The 17,571-nt window shown below is 45.5% G+C and carries 15 protein-coding genes and 1 tRNA gene; 4 read left to right on the forward strand and 12 right to left on the reverse strand.

The window, feature by feature from the left end; all coding sequences use genetic code 11:
* Nucleotides 1-61: 61 nt before the first annotated feature.
* Nucleotides 62-1,186: a THUMP domain-containing protein gene (locus QUB25_RS06225; protein WP_333182408.1), complete on the forward strand. Its 1,125-nt coding sequence runs from the start codon at nt 62-64 to the stop codon at nt 1,184-1,186.
* 206 nt (nt 1,187-1,392) lie between these two features.
* Here the strand turns inward: QUB25_RS06225 and hpxZ are convergent, their stop codons facing one another.
* From hpxZ to QUB25_RS06240, 3 genes are all read right to left on the reverse strand, one after another.
* Nucleotides 1,393-1,785 carry an oxalurate catabolism protein HpxZ gene (hpxZ, locus tag QUB25_RS06230; RefSeq protein WP_333182409.1) on the reverse strand — a complete coding sequence of 131 codons (393 nt, stop codon included), beginning with the start codon at nt 1,783-1,785 and terminating at the stop codon, nt 1,393-1,395.
* 91 nt (nt 1,786-1,876) lie between these two features.
* The gene (locus tag QUB25_RS06235) at nt 1,877-2,296 is read right to left on the reverse strand and encodes a peptidylprolyl isomerase (RefSeq protein ID WP_332982885.1); all 420 of its coding nucleotides are present in this window, start codon (nt 2,294-2,296) and stop codon (nt 1,877-1,879) included.
* A 236-nt stretch (nt 2,297-2,532) separates the two neighbouring features.
* Entirely contained in the window at nt 2,533-3,402 is an 870-nt protein-coding gene (locus QUB25_RS06240) for a prohibitin family protein (RefSeq protein ID WP_333182410.1), read from the reverse strand.
* Between the two features lie 135 nt (nt 3,403-3,537).
* Here QUB25_RS06240 and QUB25_RS06245 point away from each other — a divergent pair, with 135 nt between their 5' ends.
* Together QUB25_RS06245 and QUB25_RS06250 are read left to right on the forward strand one after the other, a co-directional pair.
* A complete protein-coding gene (locus QUB25_RS06245) occupies nt 3,538-4,338 on the forward strand; it encodes an RNA ligase family protein (protein WP_333182411.1) in 801 nt (266 codons plus the stop codon).
* A 126-nt stretch (nt 4,339-4,464) separates the two neighbouring features.
* Nucleotides 4,465-5,649 (forward strand): AAA family ATPase, encoded by a 1,185-nt coding sequence (locus QUB25_RS06250; protein ID WP_333182412.1) that lies wholly within the window; start codon nt 4,465-4,467, stop codon nt 5,647-5,649.
* Between the two features lie 10 nt (nt 5,650-5,659).
* Here the strand turns inward: QUB25_RS06250 and QUB25_RS06255 are convergent, their stop codons facing one another.
* The 4 genes from QUB25_RS06255 to QUB25_RS06270 form a co-directional block, all read right to left on the reverse strand.
* Entirely contained in the window at nt 5,660-6,346 is a 687-nt protein-coding gene (locus QUB25_RS06255; protein ID WP_333182413.1) for an HAD family hydrolase, read from the reverse strand.
* A gap of 228 nt (nt 6,347-6,574) precedes the next feature.
* Nucleotides 6,575-7,429: a manganese catalase family protein gene (locus tag QUB25_RS06260; RefSeq protein ID WP_332960413.1), complete on the reverse strand. Its 855-nt coding sequence runs from the start codon at nt 7,427-7,429 to the stop codon at nt 6,575-6,577.
* A 370-nt stretch (nt 7,430-7,799) separates the two neighbouring features.
* Nucleotides 7,800-8,009: an acetyltransferase gene (locus QUB25_RS06265; protein ID WP_333182414.1), complete on the reverse strand. Its 210-nt coding sequence runs from the start codon at nt 8,007-8,009 to the stop codon at nt 7,800-7,802.
* Nucleotides 8,010-8,036: 27 nt separating this feature from the next.
* Nucleotides 8,037-9,203, reverse strand: coding sequence for a zinc-dependent alcohol dehydrogenase (locus tag QUB25_RS06270; RefSeq protein WP_333182415.1), 1,167 nt, complete (start codon nt 9,201-9,203; stop codon nt 8,037-8,039).
* Between the two features lie 661 nt (nt 9,204-9,864).
* On the opposite strand from QUB25_RS06270, the gene mutS reads away from it, so the two are divergent.
* On the forward strand, nt 9,865-12,492 hold the full coding sequence (mutS, locus tag QUB25_RS06275; protein ID WP_333182444.1) for a DNA mismatch repair protein MutS: 2,628 nt from the start codon (nt 9,865-9,867) through the stop codon (nt 12,490-12,492).
* A 172-nt stretch (nt 12,493-12,664) separates the two neighbouring features.
* Here the strand turns inward: mutS and QUB25_RS06280 are convergent, their stop codons facing one another.
* From QUB25_RS06280 to QUB25_RS06300, 5 genes are all read right to left on the reverse strand, one after another.
* Nucleotides 12,665-13,375: a hypothetical protein gene (locus tag QUB25_RS06280; RefSeq protein ID WP_333182416.1), complete on the reverse strand. Its 711-nt coding sequence runs from the start codon at nt 13,373-13,375 to the stop codon at nt 12,665-12,667.
* A 29-nt stretch (nt 13,376-13,404) separates the two neighbouring features.
* Nucleotides 13,405-14,121, reverse strand: coding sequence for an actin-binding WH2 domain-containing protein (locus QUB25_RS06285; RefSeq protein ID WP_333119558.1), 717 nt, complete (start codon nt 14,119-14,121; stop codon nt 13,405-13,407).
* A 332-nt stretch (nt 14,122-14,453) separates the two neighbouring features.
* Nucleotides 14,454-14,524: transfer RNA gene (locus tag QUB25_RS06290), tRNA-Gly, on the reverse strand.
* 151 nt (nt 14,525-14,675) lie between these two features.
* Complete coding sequence (uvrC, locus tag QUB25_RS06295) at nt 14,676-16,694, reverse strand: excinuclease ABC subunit UvrC (protein ID WP_333182417.1); 2,019 nt, start codon at nt 16,692-16,694, stop codon at nt 14,676-14,678.
* A 116-nt stretch (nt 16,695-16,810) separates the two neighbouring features.
* Nucleotides 16,811-17,563, reverse strand: coding sequence for an amino acid ABC transporter ATP-binding protein (locus QUB25_RS06300; RefSeq protein WP_333182418.1), 753 nt, complete (start codon nt 17,561-17,563; stop codon nt 16,811-16,813).
* Between the last annotated feature and the right edge of the window lie 8 nt (nt 17,564-17,571).

Genomic DNA, 17,571 nt, shown 5'->3' on the forward strand with positions numbered 1-17,571 from the left:
AACCAGCTACTATCTAATTTAGGGCGATCGAGAAAAAGCAATTACCAATTACCAATTATCAATGAATCAATATTTTGCTACAGTTGCGCGCGGTTTAGAAACTATTGCCGCCCAAGAATTAGAACGTTTAGGGGCTCAGGATGTCAAGCCAGATTTTACTGGGGTTTACTTTGCGGGTGATCGGGCTTTATTGTACCGCGTCAATCTTTGGTCGAGAACAATTTTTCGAGTGCTAATGCCGATCGCCGAATTCCGGTGTTACAACTCGGATATGCTCTACCGCGAAGTGCAGAAAATCCCTTGGGACGAATACTTAGATCCCGACAATACTTTAGCAGTAAACTGCACCGGTGGCAACGAAAATTTGAACCACACTCACTTTACAGCTTTGCAGGTCAAAAATGCGATCGCCGACCAACAGCGCCTTCAATTTAACAAGCGTTCTAATGTCGATGTAGAGCATCCCGATTTGCTAATTAACATTCACATTCATCAAGATAGAGCTATTTTAAGTTTAGACAGTTCTGGCGGCAGTTTGCACCGCCGGGGATATCGACCAGCGATGGGGCTTGCTCCCCTCAAAGAAACCCTAGCTGCGGCTTTGTTGGAGATGGCAGAATGGACGCCAGATTTGCCGTTTTTAGACCCGATGTGCGGTTCTGGAACTTTGCCTTTGGAAGCGACTTTAAAGGGATTGAATATTGCACCGGGATTGTTTCGAGAAAAGTTTGGATTTATGAGTTGGCGGGATTTTGACGAACCTTTGTGGGATAAATTGTGGGCCGAAGCTGAAAATAGTGAGTTACCGGAACTGAAAGAGGTGATTGCAGGGTGCGATCGCGATTCCGATATGTTAACTCAAGCTCGCACGAACGCGCAGCAAGCTGGTATTTCCGGTAAAATTCAGTTTGCTCAAACCGAGTTATCCCAATTGGAAGCACCAGCAGACAGAGGCGTTTTGATTTGCAATCCTCCCTACGGAGAGCGCCTGGGAGATGCTAGCGAATTGGGAGATTTGTACAAGATGTTGGGGGATATTTTCAAGAATCGTTTTAAAGGTTGGAATGCGTTTATTTTGACTGGAAATAAGGAGTTGGGTAAAAAAGTGGGACTCAGGACATCGCGGCGAATTCCGGTTTTTAATGGATCGATTCCGTGTACTTTGCTCAAGTATGAACTGTATTAGGAGATGGGAGCAGGGAAAATAGCGGTAATGAGCAAGCTACTACAAAAGTGGAGAAGCAAAAAAGCAGAAGATAGGTGACAAGGCAGAGAGAGGCACTAAGAGTAAAGGAAAAAAAGAATATCTGCCGAATTAAATGGCTCAACAATAATCAAATTCAAATGCCGACTGGGGAAATTATTTCACCTTGATATGAGGTATGTCACCGCTCATCCCTGCATCGGCAAAAAAGAAACGTGAGCTGAAACAATCTTCCACCCTTCCGGAAACTTGCGCCACATCTGACTTTGCCGCCCCAGTCGCACCACTCCATCCATTACACGGCGGAATTCCAGCGTCACAGCCGCCGTGTCTGCATCGAATGTCACGACTTTGAGGTTGAACATTTCTCGATCGACATTTACAGGCGATCGTCCTTTGCGAAAAGCCCTCACCTCATCGCTCCCGTAGAGGTTCTCCGTCACCCCAAACCGCACGACTTCCGGCGCATCCCAGAACAAATTATCGAGAGTTTCAATATCATTCGTACAAAGAGCTTTTTCGTATTTTAAATATAGTTCAGTTAACTCAGTCACCACAGCATAATCATTGATAACCGTCATAAATTTGAGATTTTAAAACTCTTAAATTTCACACGTTTTGTTTGCAATAAGGACTAAGTTCCTTATTGCAAACGCAACTAATTAGAGAAAATTAATGCTCTATTTTGAGCGAAATAATCTTGTCACCTTGGCGGATAGCATTGACGACTGACATATCCTCAGTTTTGCCAAAAGTTGTGTGAACTCCATCTAAATGAGACTGGGGAGAATGGCAAATAAAGAATTGGCTGCCACCCGTATCTTTACCTGCGTGAGCCATCGATAAAGTTCCTGCCAAATGTTTGTTCGAGTTGATTTCACACTTGATTTTGTAGCCGGGGCCGCCCGTTCCATTGCCTTTTGGACAGCCACCTTGAATCATAAAGTTAGGAATGACTCGGTGAAAAGCCAATCCATCGTAAAAACCTTTTTCCGCCAAGTCAACAAAATTCTTCACTGTGTTAGGCGCATCCGCATCGAACAATTCCAAATTGATTGTGCCTTTGTCGGTTTCCATTATAGCGCGGGTCATGATTTTTCCTTGCTTCCTAAAATGAGTGTGTTGCCTGCGTGTTAATTGCGGACTTCGCTTTTATAACGACAGGTTTCAAACTGTCGTTATATTGTGGCTTTCAGAAGTGTAGCATATTCCGGCAACTCTCATAGGACTTATGTGTGCTTTCTGAGGAAACCCGGTTTATTGCGAGATTTCGGGTTAGCAAAACCAATATTTTCCCAGACACCGGGTTTGTTACCCTCTGTCATATTTTAATTGTTGGTCACTTGCGGGTGATCGGGTTCTTCCTGAATATCGTTCATATTAAAAATGAAAGGAACCCGACTCGAACCTGCGCCCATAACCAGCACTTTTGGCATCTGAGCGCCGCCGCTTCTCCAAGCTTCGATCGCCTCTTTTTGCAGCACTAAATCGCCGCCTTGAGCCTTCAAAGTTTCAGCCAAAAGTCTTTGAGCTTCCGCCCTACCTTGAGCGCGGTTAATGTCAGCTTGAGCCTGCTGCTCTGCTTCCTGAGCCACATAAACAGCCCTTTGCGCCCGCTGTTCAGCAACCTGTTTCTCCTCAACCGCTTTTGCAAAATCTGTGGAGAATCGAATGTTAACAACGCTCGTATCGAGCACGATTACATCATACTTTGATAGCCTTTCCTTCAGCGCAGTATCAAAGTCTCGCTTCAGTTCACTTCTTTGAGTAATAGATTGTTCGGCGGTTCTCAGTGCAGCCGCTGTTTTAAATGCTTCTTGAGTCTGAGGAGCAATAATTTTTGAAACTATATTCTCCAAAGTTCCTTGAGTTCTTCTGATATCCACTATTTTCTCAGCATCGAGGCGAAAATTGATCGCAAAACTAGCATTTAAATCCTGGAGGTCTTTAGTAGCACTCTGGGCGGGAACTTCAAATTTTTGCACTGTTACATCGTACACATCTACCTTGGATATTAGCGGGGGTCTGAGGTGAAACCCCTCTAACAATGCTCCATCTGTGGCTTTTCCTAAAACGCTAACCACCCCTGCTTCGCCTGGATTGATAACGACGAAAGAGTTTAATCCGAGGAGTAGCACACTTACTAATATAATTCCAGCGATTGCTGATGATATGCTTTGGAAACTTTGACTTTTCAACTTACACGCTCCTTTGTGATAATTCCATTATAATGGTTAAATAGATTGGGTCGCCTCTAAAGTCTAAAATCTAAAATTACAATCTAAAATGGATGGGGTTGCCTCGGAAATCTCAAATATAAAATGGATGGGCTGATGCTCAAAATTGTTAAATATCCTAGAACTTATCACATCGAAGGTTCGCGTTTCCAACCAGGCGATGAAGACCTCGATAGCGTGCCATTTAGCGCCTTGATCGATCGCCCTCTAATTATAGAAGAAAAGGTAGACGGCGCTAATACAGGCATCAGCTTCGCACCAGACGGGCAAATGCTGCTGCAAAGTCGCGGTCACTATCTCACCGGCGGGCCGAGGGAAAAACATTTTAACTTATTCAAACAGTGGGCTTTCAGTCTCAGCGGGGCGCTGGGAGAAGTGCTGGGAAATCGCTACATTCTTTACGGCGAATGGCTTTATGCGAAACACACTGTTTTTTATGATTTTTTGCCGCACTATTTTATGGAATACGACGTGCTGGACTTAGAAACAAGTCAATTTCTGAGTACAGAATCCCGCCAGAAGTTGTTAAGCGGACTGCCGTTAGTGTCAGTTCCCGTGCTGTTTTCGGGAGTGCTGCAATCCCCCAAGCAAATGATGCAGTTTATGGAAAAATCTAATTTTATTCAACCTGGACATTTGGATCGGTTGCGTTTGTCCAGTCGAGAATTGGGATTAGATGAAGAACGGTGTTTGAAAGAGACTGACAAGAGCGATCGCATGGAGGGTCTGTACATTAAAGTCGAAGAAGATGGCATAGTAAAGGCGCGTTACAAATACGTGCGCGCCAGCTTTTTGACTGCTATTAAGAATGCCGAAGGACATTGGCTAAATCGCCCAATTATACCCAATATTCTGCGTCCAGGTGCAGATTTATTTAATTTCACAGGATTTATGTAATAGCTATAGTTATTATAAAAAACTGCGATTAAAAGCGCTCATACCTAAATTTTCGTCCCTCTCTAATAAACTAAAAAATAAAGGTGCAAATTCCGCACCTTACCATATTAACAAACAGGTGAAACGATGACAGCTATCTTATCACAATCCCCAACTTGGACTTTTCCCTTTTGTCCCGAACCGCCCGATTGGTTTCTGGATTGGGACAGCATTCAAAATCATTTCGATTGGATTAAAAACTTAAAAGGATGTCAGCAAGACCCGATTTACCACGCCGAAGGAGACGTTTTAATTCATACTAAAATGGTCTGCGAAGCATTAATATCTTCCACGAATTGGCGACAACTACCCGAAAAAGAACGATCGATACTTTTTGCCGCCGCTTTGCTGCACGATGTCGCTAAACCAGCCTTTACAAAAATAGAAGCCGACGGCAGAATTAGCTCAAAAGGTCACGCACGCCAAGGTGCGAGAATGGTCAGACAAATTTTATCCCAATTCGAGCCGCCTGTGCAGTTTGACATTCGCGAAACAGTTGTGGCGATCGTCCAATTCGGCAGTTTACCCATCTGGCTGATCGACAAACCCAACCCGCAGCAGTCTGTAATTAAAGTTAGTCAAGTTGTCCGCTGCGATTTTCTCGCACTTTTAGCCGAAGCAGACGTGCGCGGCCGACAGTGTAGCGACAGACAAGAATTGCTCGATAAAATAGAACTATTTCGGGAGTTTTGTCAAGAAAATAATTGTTTGGATTCTCCCCGACAATTCCCATCAGCACACAGCCGATTTATCTACTTCCGCAAAGACAACGCCAACCCCGATGCTGAAATGTTTGACGATACAAAATGCGAAGTTGTTTTGATGTCGGGATTGCCAGGAAGTGGCAAAGATTATTGGATTAGAGAAAACCTGCCCAATTTGCCTGTAATTTCCTTAGATGCGCTGAGGATGGAGATGAATATATCGCCCGAAAAAAACCAAAGTGAGGTTGTAGAAAGAGCCAAACAAAGAGCCAAGGAATATTTGCGATCGGGAACTTCTTTTGTGTGGAACGCCACGAATACAACCAAACAAATGCGCCAGCAATTAATTGATTTGTTTGCTGCTTACAAAGCGCGAATTCGCATTGTTTACATCGAAGTACCGATCGCAGAAATACAGGATCGCAACCGTTCCCGCACCGCCCCAGTCCCAGAAGCAGTGATTCAAAAATTAGCCGATCGCCTGGATATTCCAGATCGCACAGAAGCCCATCAAGTTGAGTGGATCGTAGCCGATCCCGCTACTTTAGGGGCGATGCCCCGCAGTTAGCCATATTACTTCAACGCGCTACCAACTCCTTTTTCCCTAAAATAGAGTCGTCATAATGCGCCAACAAATCAGCCGGGTGATCGTAAATTGCCGCAGCATTTGCCAGCGAAGCATCATCGAAACCTCCGCACCTAAAAGCAATTACTGGCACCCCGCACTTGCCCGCAGCTTCGATATCGTAAGGAGTATCAGCTAACATCACCGTCTGACTCGCTTCCATCTGCAATTTGCTCAAAGCAGCTTCCACAATATCCGGTTCCGGTTTAGAAGCTTCCGCATCACTCGATGTCGCCGCTTGCGCTTGATCCAATAAATCGTCAACTTGTGCAGCTTTCAGCAAACCGGAAAGTTCTTCGGTGGTAGCTGAAGTAGCAATAATTAGCCGCAATCCTTCTTTCTGCATTTTTAACAGCAAATCGCGCGAACCGGGGGTTGGAGAAAGTTCGGGAGCAAAGCGGTTAATAATCAGTTCTTTGCGCCGCTGTGCAATCTTTTTCCCGTCCCCTTCTTCGTCGGAAAGTCCTGATACCATTTTGGGTATAACTTTGTCGCCTCCCATACCAATTAGCGGGCGAATTTTATCGAACGGCACCTCGTAGCTGTAAGCCGCAAATGCCTCTACCCAAGCTTGAGCGTGGGCGTCATTGCTGAGCGTCAGAGTACCGTCAATATCGAGAATTACTGCTTGCAATTGCATAACTTATTTGCTGTTAGTTATTAGACTTTTTGCCAAAACTTGGTTTGTAGTAAGGACTAAAATACTTAACTAATTAATTAGCCAATTAGCGAGTAAATTTCTTACCACTAACCTTTGGTTAGTAGTAAGAACTTTAGTGTTTGTTAGGTTAGGAGTAAGCACTTTAGTCCTTAATTATTTAATTAGTCAATCGGGGACTGGCAAGCTTACTATTAACTTTTTGACGGGCTATTTCATTCCGGTGCCGTGCAATTTGGGTTCGGGCGGCGGCGGTACTGGTTCAGGCCCTAACGGTTGCGGATTGGCTACATATTCAAATTCGCCTTTGCCGTCCATTGATTTGCCTTTCGCCCAGCGTCCCTCGCTACTTTCGGAACCTTCAGAATGATTCCAAAACTGATAAGCAAATTCTGATTTTTCCAACTCCTGCGGGAAGGAACTCGGAACGGGTGTTGTTTCCATTCCCGAACTTTCTAAATCTTCGATCGCCGCCAGCCACAAATTTTGGTGCATCGTGTCGCGGGCGATCATAAAACTCAGGGTGTCTTTCACGCCCGGATCGTCTGACATTTCATACATCCGCACAGCCTGCAATCTTCCTTGCGATTCGGCGTGCAAATTCGAGCGAAAATCTGCTAAAAGATTGCCGCTAGCAACGATATAACGGCCGTTCCAGGGATACCCTACGCTGTCGCTAGGAAGTGCGCCCAAACCAGATACAATTGCGTGCTGCGGGTTCATGCTGGCGGCGATCGCATCTCGCGGGCTGTTTCCTCCCATCACAGCACCCACCACAGCATCTTTGAAACCTTCTTCTTGCATAGATACAGGAGCTTTATCTAACAAGTGAGCAATCATAGTTGCTAGCATCTCGATATGCCCGATTTCTTCTGTACCGACATCAAGCAACATATCGCGATATTTTGCTGGGCCTCGGCAGTTCCAACCTTGAAATAGATACTGCATCATCACGGTCATTTCGCCAAATGTACCGCCAATTAGTTCTTGTATTTTCTTGGCGTAAACGGCATCTGGCTTTTCTGGTCTTTTGTAATACTGTAGTGGCTTCTTATGGTAAAACATGGGGAATTCCTCCCAGGCTGTTTTGAACAAGTTTCATTATTTGTAACGCTGCCAACGATCGAGGGGAATCAGCTTTTAGTCATAAAGAAATTAAATCAAGCCCGGTTATCTTTATCACTTTAGTTTAATGCGGTTTCTCGCGGTGGCGAACTAAGACTCTCTTAAATTTGGTCGATCGTACATTCTATTTAAACAAACACAGCGCTGTGTCCTCCGGGTGTCAAAAAACACGTCAAAACCGCACTCCTGCAGGGGTTTTAACCCCTATCGGAGAGCGGTTTCTTGGGTTGAGCGGACACCTATGTGCTGTGTCCATCCCCCTAGCTTCGAGTCCCCCCCTTCTTAAGCGGGATGGGGAGAATCAGGGGAATCAATGAGTTTGATAATTTTCCTCAGTCCAACAGCGCGGCAGAGTTTCACCGGAAGGAAAGACTAAATTACTTTTTGGAAAAGTTGCTGTCTCTTGCTCTTCTTGACCAGCTTGATTTTTTCCAGGCACTTCATTTTTTGTAGGGCTGATTAAAGCCTCTACATCGAGGATTTCAATCAAGTCGCCTGATTCTTTTTCTTGTAAAAGCATAGTTTTTCCGTGAAGGGTAAATGCGAGTTAGGGTTTGAGGACAACTTTGATGCAGTTATCTTTTTTGTTTTTGAAAATGTCGTAGCCGTGGGGCGCTTCATCCAATTTCATTCGGTGTGTAATTACGAATGACGGATCAATTTCGCCTTTTTGAACGCGATCGAGCAAAGGCCGCAAATAGCGGTGAACGTGCGTCTGTCCCATTTTCATGGTCAAGCCTTTGTTGAAAGCTGCACCTAATGGCACTTTGTCAACGAAGCCGCCGTAAACGCCGGGAATTGACACTGTGCCACCCTTGCGACACGCGACGATCGCTTGTCGCAGGGCCGTAGGTCGATCGCTCTCCAACCGCACGGCTTGCTTGGCTTTGTCGTACAAAGCGTCGAGACCGGTGCCGTGGGCTTCCATCCCCACCGCGTCGATGCAAGAGTCTGGTCCGCGTCCCCCCGTCATTTCGGTGACTGCTTCCCCGGCGTCGATTTCTTCGTAGTTGATGATTTCAGCTTTGGCCGCGGCAGCCATTTGCAAGCGTTCCGGTATGCGGTCGATCGCAATTACTCGCTCGGCCCCCAGCATAAACGCGCTTCTGATCGCAAATTGTCCGACTGGCCCGCATCCCCAAACAGCTACAGTATCCCCCGGCTGAATGTCGCAGTTTTCGGCCGCCATGTAACCGGTAGGAAAGATATCGGTGAGGAACAATACTTGTTCGTCAGAAAGTCCGTCGGGAATTTTTAAAGGGCCGACATCTGCAAACGGAACTCGTGCGTATTCTGCTTGTCCGCCTGCATAGCCGCCCGTTAAATGCGAGTAGCCAAACAGTCCTGCCGGCGAATGACCGAACATTTTTTCAGCCAGCCCAGCATTGGGGTTGGAGTTGTCGCACAGCGACCACAAATCGCGGTTGCAAAAAAAGCAACTGCCGCAAGAAATAGTAAAAGGAATGACGACGCGATCGCCCTTTTTTAAGTTCTTGACTTGGCTGCCGAGTTCGACTACTTCCCCCATGAATTCGTGCCCCATGATGTCGCCCGATTGCATTGTCGGGATGAAGCCATCTAAGAGGTGCAAATCCGAGCCGCAGATTGCTGTAGACGTGATTTTAACTATTGCATCGCGCGGGTTGATAATTGTTGGGTCTGGTACATTATCAACGCGCACATCATTTGCTCCGTGCCAGCAAAGAGCTTTCATTATTTTTTTCCTCTAGTTAACTACTAGCTAGCAAATTTTTGATTCTAAATCTTACCTTTACTAAGCTGAGAAATTACTCGCTTGGATGTTTTTAATTTTAAGCTTATAAAATATATATTCTCTCTATCCGAGGTATAAGTTATAAATCTATCTTCCGGCTGTTTTCAATACCAAAAATGTAAAATTTATGCCCCTAAAGTGCGGGAAATTTTACATTCTTCCGTTAACCGCCAACAGTTATAGCAACCGCGCCCGACGGTTAGGACATTCTTAATTGCTAAAATCCTTAGGGAAGATTGCAACTTCGGTCTTCGTTCAACATCTGCAAGAACAGCTAATAACGAGATGGATGAGGTTGTTTTTGTCGATTGGCGATCGCTTTTATCTCACAACAAATAAAGCTTCTCACTTAATCTCACTAAAGCCCAGGTCTTGGCTCACTTTAGATAAAGAGCGACCGAAAACTTCTCAAGTAAAAGCGGGTTTATCGATTATTAAGTAGGGTACATGACTTGTGTATCGCTCCACACTCAACCTGAATCTGGAGAATCACGCACCCTGCTTAAGGATGATTAATAGTCAAATATTGTATCATTAGTTATAACTAAAAGCCGAGCTTGCGGTAAAGTTGTTAAAGATTAAAATTTATCGATCGCCTTTTATGCCTTACACTGCATCTACCCCAACAGACCCCAATCAAGCCAACATCCGCAATGCCGACCACCGCCTACTAGAATTCACCAAGCTAACTCCGATGATGCAGCGGTATGTGGAAGTGAAAGAACAGTATCCCCACGCACTTTTATTGTTTCGAGTCGGAGATTTCTTTGAGTGTTTTTTCCAAGATGCAGTTACGATTTCGCGGGAATTAGAACTTGTTTGTACGAGTAAAGAAAGCGGCAAAGAAATCGGCAGAGTGCCGATGACAGGAGTGCCGCACCACGCCCTCGACCGCTACACGTCAATGTTAGTAGAAAAAGGCTATGCTGTGGTAGTTTGCGACCAAGTTGAAGATGCCTCGATTGCTGCGAAAGAAGGCCGCCAAGTCAAACGCGAAATTACCCGGATTCTCACTCCCGGAACTTTGACTGATGACGGAATGCTCAAACCCAGACAAAATAATTTTTTAGCAGCAGTCGTCATTGCTGGGGAACATTGGGGATTGGCTTATACAGATATTTCTACGGGAGAATTCGTCACTACCCAAGCAGACAGTTTAGAACAATTAACCCTAGAATTGCTGCGCTTGCAGCCTTCGGAAGTCTTGGTACCGACTAATGCGCCGGATTTGGTGACTATGTTGAGGCCCGGAGAGAAATCAGAACATTTACCCGAGTGTTTGCCGAATTCGTTTTGCTATTCTTTGCGATCGCAAATTCCGTTTACTTTGCCCGAAGCAAAACAGAGAATCCTGCAAAAATTCAAAGTGCGATCGCTTGAAGGTATGGGATGCAGCCATTTGCCCCTCGCAGTGCGCGCCGCCGGCGGTTTGCTGCAATATCTCGAAGAAACTCAAAAGGAAAAAGCAGTTTCTTTGCAAAGATTGCACACTTACACTCTCACCGATTTTCTCATACTCGACTACCAAACCCGCCGCAATCTCGAAATTACTCAAACAGTGAGAGATGGGGTTTTTCACGGTTCGCTGCTGTGGGCGATAGACAAAACCAGCACTGCAATGGGAGGCCGCGCGTTGCGCCGCTGGGTGCTGCAACCTTTGCTCAACATTAAAGGCATTTGCGCCCGACATGACACGATTCAAGAATTAGTAGAAAATAACGGTCTGCGCCAAGATTTTCAGCAGTTGCTGCGCCAAATTTACGACATCGAAAGACTGACAGGCCGCGCCGGTTCGGGAACAGCTAGCGCGCGGGATTTGGTCGCTTTAGCTGATTCTCTGGGAAAACTGCCGCAATTAGCCTCGATCGCAGCCCAAGGACGATCGCCATATTTGAAAGCGCTGCAAAATGTACCGCCAATTTTAGAAGAATTAGCCACTAAAATTCACGCTCATTTAGTTGACGAACCGCCGATTCATTTAAAAGAAGGAGGCTTGATTCGAGCGGGAATCAATCCCATGCTAGATGAAATGCGCCACACTGCATCAGCAGACCAAGAATGGATTGCCAATTTAGAAGCAACCGAGAGAAAACGCACGGGAATTTCTAATCTAAAAGTAGGCTACAATAAAGCTTTCGGCTATTACATCAGCATTACCAAATCGAAAGTAGACCAAGTGCCGAAGGACTACACCCGCAAGCAAACTCTCACTAATGAAGAACGTTATAGCACTGAAGAATTAAAAGAAAGGGAAGTGCGAATTCTGACAGCGCGGGAAGATTTAAATCAATTGGAATACGATATTTTTGCTAAAGTGCGATCGGAGGTAGGAGAACACGCAGAAATTATTCGCAACGTTTCCCGCGCCGTGGCGGCGGCAGATGTTTTGTGCGGTTTGTCAGAAGTAGCAGTTTACCAGAATTACTGCCGCCCGACGATGACAGAAAGTCGGGAAATTAAAATTATTGAAGGTTGTCATCCTGTGGTGGAAAAGTCTTTACCGCCGGGATTTTTTGTACCTAATTCTGCTTTTTTGGGTCGGGAAGACTCGTTAAACCGCCCAGATTTAATTATTTTAACCGGGCCGAATGCTAGCGGGAAAAGCTGCTACTTGCGGCAGGTGGGTTTGATCCAGTTAATGGCGCAGATGGGCAGTTTTGTGCCGGCAAAAGCTGCTAGTTTGGGAATTTGCGATCGCATTTTTACCCGCGTCGGCGCAGTAGATGATTTGGCAACAGGTCAGTCTACGTTTATGGTGGAAATGAACGAAACTGCAAATATTCTCAATCACGCGACGCCGCAATCATTGGTGTTGTTAGACGAAATTGGCAGGGGAACGGCGACCTTTGACGGGCTTTCTATTGCTTGGTCTGTGGCAGAATATTTAGCAACGGAGATTCGGGCGCGGACGATTTTTGCGACTCACTATCACGAATTGAATGAGCTAGCTTCTATTTTAGATAATGTCGCCAATTATCAGGTGACAGTTAAAGAATTGCCGGATCAAATCGTATTCTTGCACCAAGTTCAGCCGGGAGGTGCTGACAAATCTTACGGAATTGAAGCGGGGAGATTGGCCGGTTTGCCGCCGTCGGTGATTGACAGGGCGAGACAGGTGATGAAGCAGATTGAGAAACACAGCAAAATTGCGATCGGGCTGCGGAAAGGTGTTAAAAAAAATGGTAGAAAAGAGTCGGAGGGCGAACAGTTGGATATTTTTGAAGATTAAAGTTTAAGGTCTGTAAAAAAGTTTGTAGATGTGTAGTGTGCGTCAGATAGTCCAAACCTGTTACAATCGAAAGGATCGATGTCTGACGCACCCTACAACTGCGACACTTGCCTCTGCCTTAAAAGCTTAGATTTAAAGACTAAAGTCCTTACTACAAACCTGCAATTCAAATTCACTTTCCCTTTTGCAATTTTCTTACTTCTTTGTGTACGCTCATCCCAATTTCCAAAGCCTCATTTAGCAACCGCCCGTATTCAGTCGCCCGATCGCTCACATCCAGCGCCATCAAAGCAGCTAAATTACTTTCAATATTAGCAAATAACTCGTAACGGCGGCCGATAAATTTCTGATTTTCCCTGAGAATTCTTTCTGTTTTCAAAGCACAGACTAAACTTTCTCTAGTAATTTTTAATGCTTCAATTGCATCTCCTCGGTTAATTAAATTGGCTTGTAAATTGCCAGCATCCGTTAGGCGATCGATAATATCTAAAGCCTGAATTACCTCATGATACTTCTCAACTTCATCTAGCAGACCCGCCAGCGTTGCCAGAGGCTTGGCCTTAACCCATTTATAGGCATTCCAAGCAACAGTAATCGCCAGCGACAAACTCAAAGTTATTTGTAAAACCCGGACAAATATTTCAGCATCGCTAAATAAACCAACATTATGTTTATTAGCCAGTAAAGCAACAGGCAGCGAAACAACTAATGTCAGGCCAAATATCAGCAACTCATTCAACAAAAGAGAAAACAGCTTTTTCCCGTCCCGGAGTGCAGCAGGTCGGTAAAAATCCGCTGCAAAACCGTCGCTCAAAGCTATTCCGCTCAAATCCTCCAACTCCTTCTCAGAAATTTTTAACTGTTCCAAATCCGCTTGTATCACTCTTCACCATCTCCTTTAAGTGGGATTAATTACGATCCTCCCAGAGACATAATTGATTGCCACAGACTCATATAAAAATTGCTGTCTCGGTCTCGGAACAGTTGAAAAGCTTGTCCCGGTGCCCCAAAAAACGGTCTTAGCGTCCATCCCAATTGACTGCCAACAAACGCATAAAGTCCCAACCAGAAGCGCAAAATATTTAACCTGATGTCTTTGCCTTCCGCATCTTGTTCTGAAAGAAAGTGCATTCCTTGATAAATGAAATTTACTCCCAAAAATCCTGTGATGGCCATGATAGCAACATTCAGCACCAGATAAAAATTGTAATTGGTACTGCTTATGAGGAAAAACAAACTAACAGGTGCAAATCCAAACAGCAAAACGCTAATCATCGCCATCGCTGTCATCAACAATGTCAAATACTGCTCAAAAGTACGTTTTGAACCAAACATGACATTAAAAAAGTAAAGTGTGGGAAAGCAGATAATCAGCGTCAGTAGGTAAAGTGCTGGCAACTTAATTGCTGAAACCAGACATTGCATCCACGTACTAGATGCACCTAATATCGCTCCGTAAATGGCAAAAAATACTGTACTAGAAATCAACAAACCGAAAATTTTAGATTTGAGCTTTACACCTTGGCGAATTTCTTCAAGAAATTGTTGCCGTTCCCGCAGCAAATACATTACTACTGAAAAATATTTCACGGGCTCTCCTTGTGACTGATGCGACTCCGAATCAGTCATAACTCAAGCTGAGTTCGATCGGCAATCTTGCCAAATCAGGGCACTGTATGTTAACTAATTCTTCTTGCAGATACAGGGCTTACACAGAACCTAATTATGTAGGGTGCTCTTGGGTCGCGCACCTTGCCGCTATTAACTATCGGCTGGATATTTCTAGTCAAATTCTCGTCACATTGTCTCCACATTGTATCCAAAAAGGTCATTTGATAGTCATTTCCTAGTCATTTCGTAGTCATTTGATAGTCACTTTGACCGCCTACTCAGCCGTATTCTGGGCAATAAAAAACCTCAAACCGTTGATTTCTCCTTGGTTTGAGGTTTTTGTAGGCGCAAGCGGGCAGCGGGAATCGAACCCGCATAGTTAGCTTGGAAGGCTAAAGTTTTACCACTAAACTATGCCCGCGCACAGAAACTAAACATACCACAAGTCTCTGGGGATTGCAATAGGTCTGTGCAAAATTTTTGAATACCTCCCTCACAGTGGCTGAATAGGGACTTGGGGCCCGATCGCCCCCTAGCCCCAAAAATCTCCGTCTCCCATACTGCGTAAGACTTTACGGGTGGAAATAATCGTAAATTTGCTGCGCCAGACGCGGGCCAATCCCAGAAACTTCTGCCAACTGTTCGGGAGTCGCTAAACGGAGGTAGTCGATCGACCGAAAATGTGCCAACAATTGTTTTTGTCGGTGGTGTCCCAATCCGGGAATTTCATCAAGGCGCGATCGCTTCATTCTCTCGCTTCTTCGATCGCGGTGAAAACTCACAGCAAATCTGTGCGCCTCATCCCGCACCCGGCGCAATAATTGTACGCCCGGTTGCTCAGAATTAGTTTGCAGCGGCAAAGATTCCCCCGGCAAAAATATCTCCTCTCGCTGCTTTGCCAAACTGACAACCCGCAACTCTTCTAGCAAATTCATTTCCCGCAAAACAGCCACAACTGCCGACAGTTGACCTTTGCCGCCATCTATCATGATTAAGTCGGGTTTGTCGGAAATAGTATGAGAAACCGAGGATAAATTGCTGATTTCTGCCGGTTCTTCTAAATCGCTAAATCCCTCTTCCATCTTGGCTGTTTCTTCTTCCTTCAATCCTCGGAATCGGCGACCGATAACTTCTGCTAAACTCGCAAAATCATCAGAATGACCCGATTTAATTTCAGGATTTTTAATTTTGTAGTGGCGGTAGTGCTGGTTGGCGGGCAAACCGTCAATGAATACAACGCGGGAAGCTACGGCGTCAGAACCTTGAATGTGAGAAATATCGTAACCTTCAATGCGGCGAGGAACTTCTGGCAAATCGAGAATTTCTGCTAAATCTTGCATTGCTTGAGAATTGCGATCGCTCAATCTTTGCATTCTCGCCAATTCATACTCAGCATTGCGTTCCACCATCTCAATCAACTCAGCCTTAGTTTGCCGCTGCGGCGTCAAAATCGTAACTTTGCGCCCCTTACGGTTGCTCAACCAATCGGCTAATATTTCCGCTTCTGGCAATTCGTACTGCACTGAAATTTCGCTGGGAATTTCTACGGATTCGACATTTTGATAGTGTTCTTCCAACACCCGCTGCAAAATCGCTCCGGCCTCTACCCCCCCTCGTTCCCCCCCTTGCCAAGGGGGGGATGAAAGAGAAAGTTGAGATAACTCTTGCTCCCCCTTTGCAAGGGGGGGTTGGGGAGGTATTTCCGCCATAAATCCCAATCTTCCGACCAGTTGACCGGCGCGAATTTGAAACAATTGAACGCAAGCGTGCTGGGTGTCGGCTGCAAGTGCGATCGCATCCCTGGAAACCGTATCGTCGGGCAAAGACACTTTTTGACCCGCACTCAAAGACTGCAAACCCTTAATTTGGTCGCGAATGCGCGCCGCCGTTTCAAAGTTTAAATCTTCTGCTGCCTCTTCCATTTGGGGCTGCAAAATATCGAGCAATTCCTCAGTCCTTCCCTGGAAAATCATCGCTACTTTTTGGATGATTTTTCTATATTCTTCCGGCGAAGTTAACCCTTGACAAACTCCAACGCAGCGGCCGATGTCGTAGTTCAAACAGGGACGGTCTTTAAACAGCGGTTGAGGGCGCTGCCGCAGCGGGAAAATTCGCTTAATTAAATGTAGCGTACTCCGCAGTGCCCCTGTATCGACGTAAGGGCCGTAATAGCGGTCTTTGGCACTACCTGCGCGGCGCTTGCGGGTGATAAAAATGCGCGGGTATTCCTCAGACCAAGTTATGCACAAATAAGGATATTTTTTATCATCTTTGAGGAGGACATTAAAGTAAGGTTGGTGCTGTTTTACGAGGTTTGCTTCTAACGCTAAAGCTTCTGCTTCGGTGTCGGTGGCGATGAATTCAATTTCGCGCACTTGCTGCACCATCATCGCAATGCGGGGACTAAGATTTTGGCTTTCGCGGAAGTAGGAACGGACGCGGTTTCGGAGTTTTTTGGATTTGCCGATGTAAAGGATGCGATCGCTCTCATCGCGCATTAAATATACACCAGGAACCGCCGGAATTTCTTTGAGGCGACTTTCTAGGCGTTCCGAGTCTTTAACTAACGGCAGAGTTTTTGTGGATGGCATTGCAAGCTATCTCAGCAAAATAGAGACTGATTGTACACTCTTTTATTTTACCTTAATTATGTCTATTTTGACTGCTGCGACCGTCGCCAAACCCACCGATTAAACTGGAAAATCAGTTACAGTATCTGAGATAAAAACTTGCGGGTGCGTTCTTCCTTCGGGTTCTGAAAAAACTCTTCTGGTTGGGCTTCTTCCACCAAAACACCGCCATCCATCAATACAATGCGATCGGCGACTTCGCGCGCAAACCCGACTTCGTGAGTCACCACTACCATTGTAATTCCTGTTTGAGCCAAATTTCGCATTACATCTAAAACTTCCCGCACCATTTCCGGGTCTAATGCTGATGTCGGTTCATCAAACAGCATGATTTTAGGCTGCATGGCTAGAGAACGTGCAATAGCTACCCGCTGCTGCTGTCCCCCAGACAACTGTCCGGGATATTTTTTTGCTTGTTCCAAAATTCCCACTCTTTCTAACAGTTGCATTGCCACTTCTTCGGCTTTTTTCTTGGGCCAGCGGCGCACCCATACTGGCGCTAGCATGACGTTTTGCAAAACTGATAAGTGGGGAAACAGGTTGAATTGCTGAAACACCATTCCTACTTCGCGGCGAATTGTCTCGATGTTGCGTAAGTCGTGGGAAAGTTCGATTCCGTCGATCGTAATTTTACCTTGTTGGTATTCTTCTAATGCGTTGAACGTGCGAATAAATGTCGATTTTCCCGAACCAGAGGGCCCCATCACGACCACGACTTCACCTCGGCTTACTGTCATGCTGACACCTCGCAGTACGTGAAATTGTCCGTACCATTTGTGGACGTTTTCTGCTACGATAACTTGTTCTGGGGCTGTTAGTTGAGTTTCCATAATATTTT

The organism is Microcoleus sp. B3-D7, assembly GCF_036705305.1.
Classification (GTDB): Bacteria; Cyanobacteriota; Cyanobacteriia; order Cyanobacteriales; family Microcoleaceae; genus Microcoleus.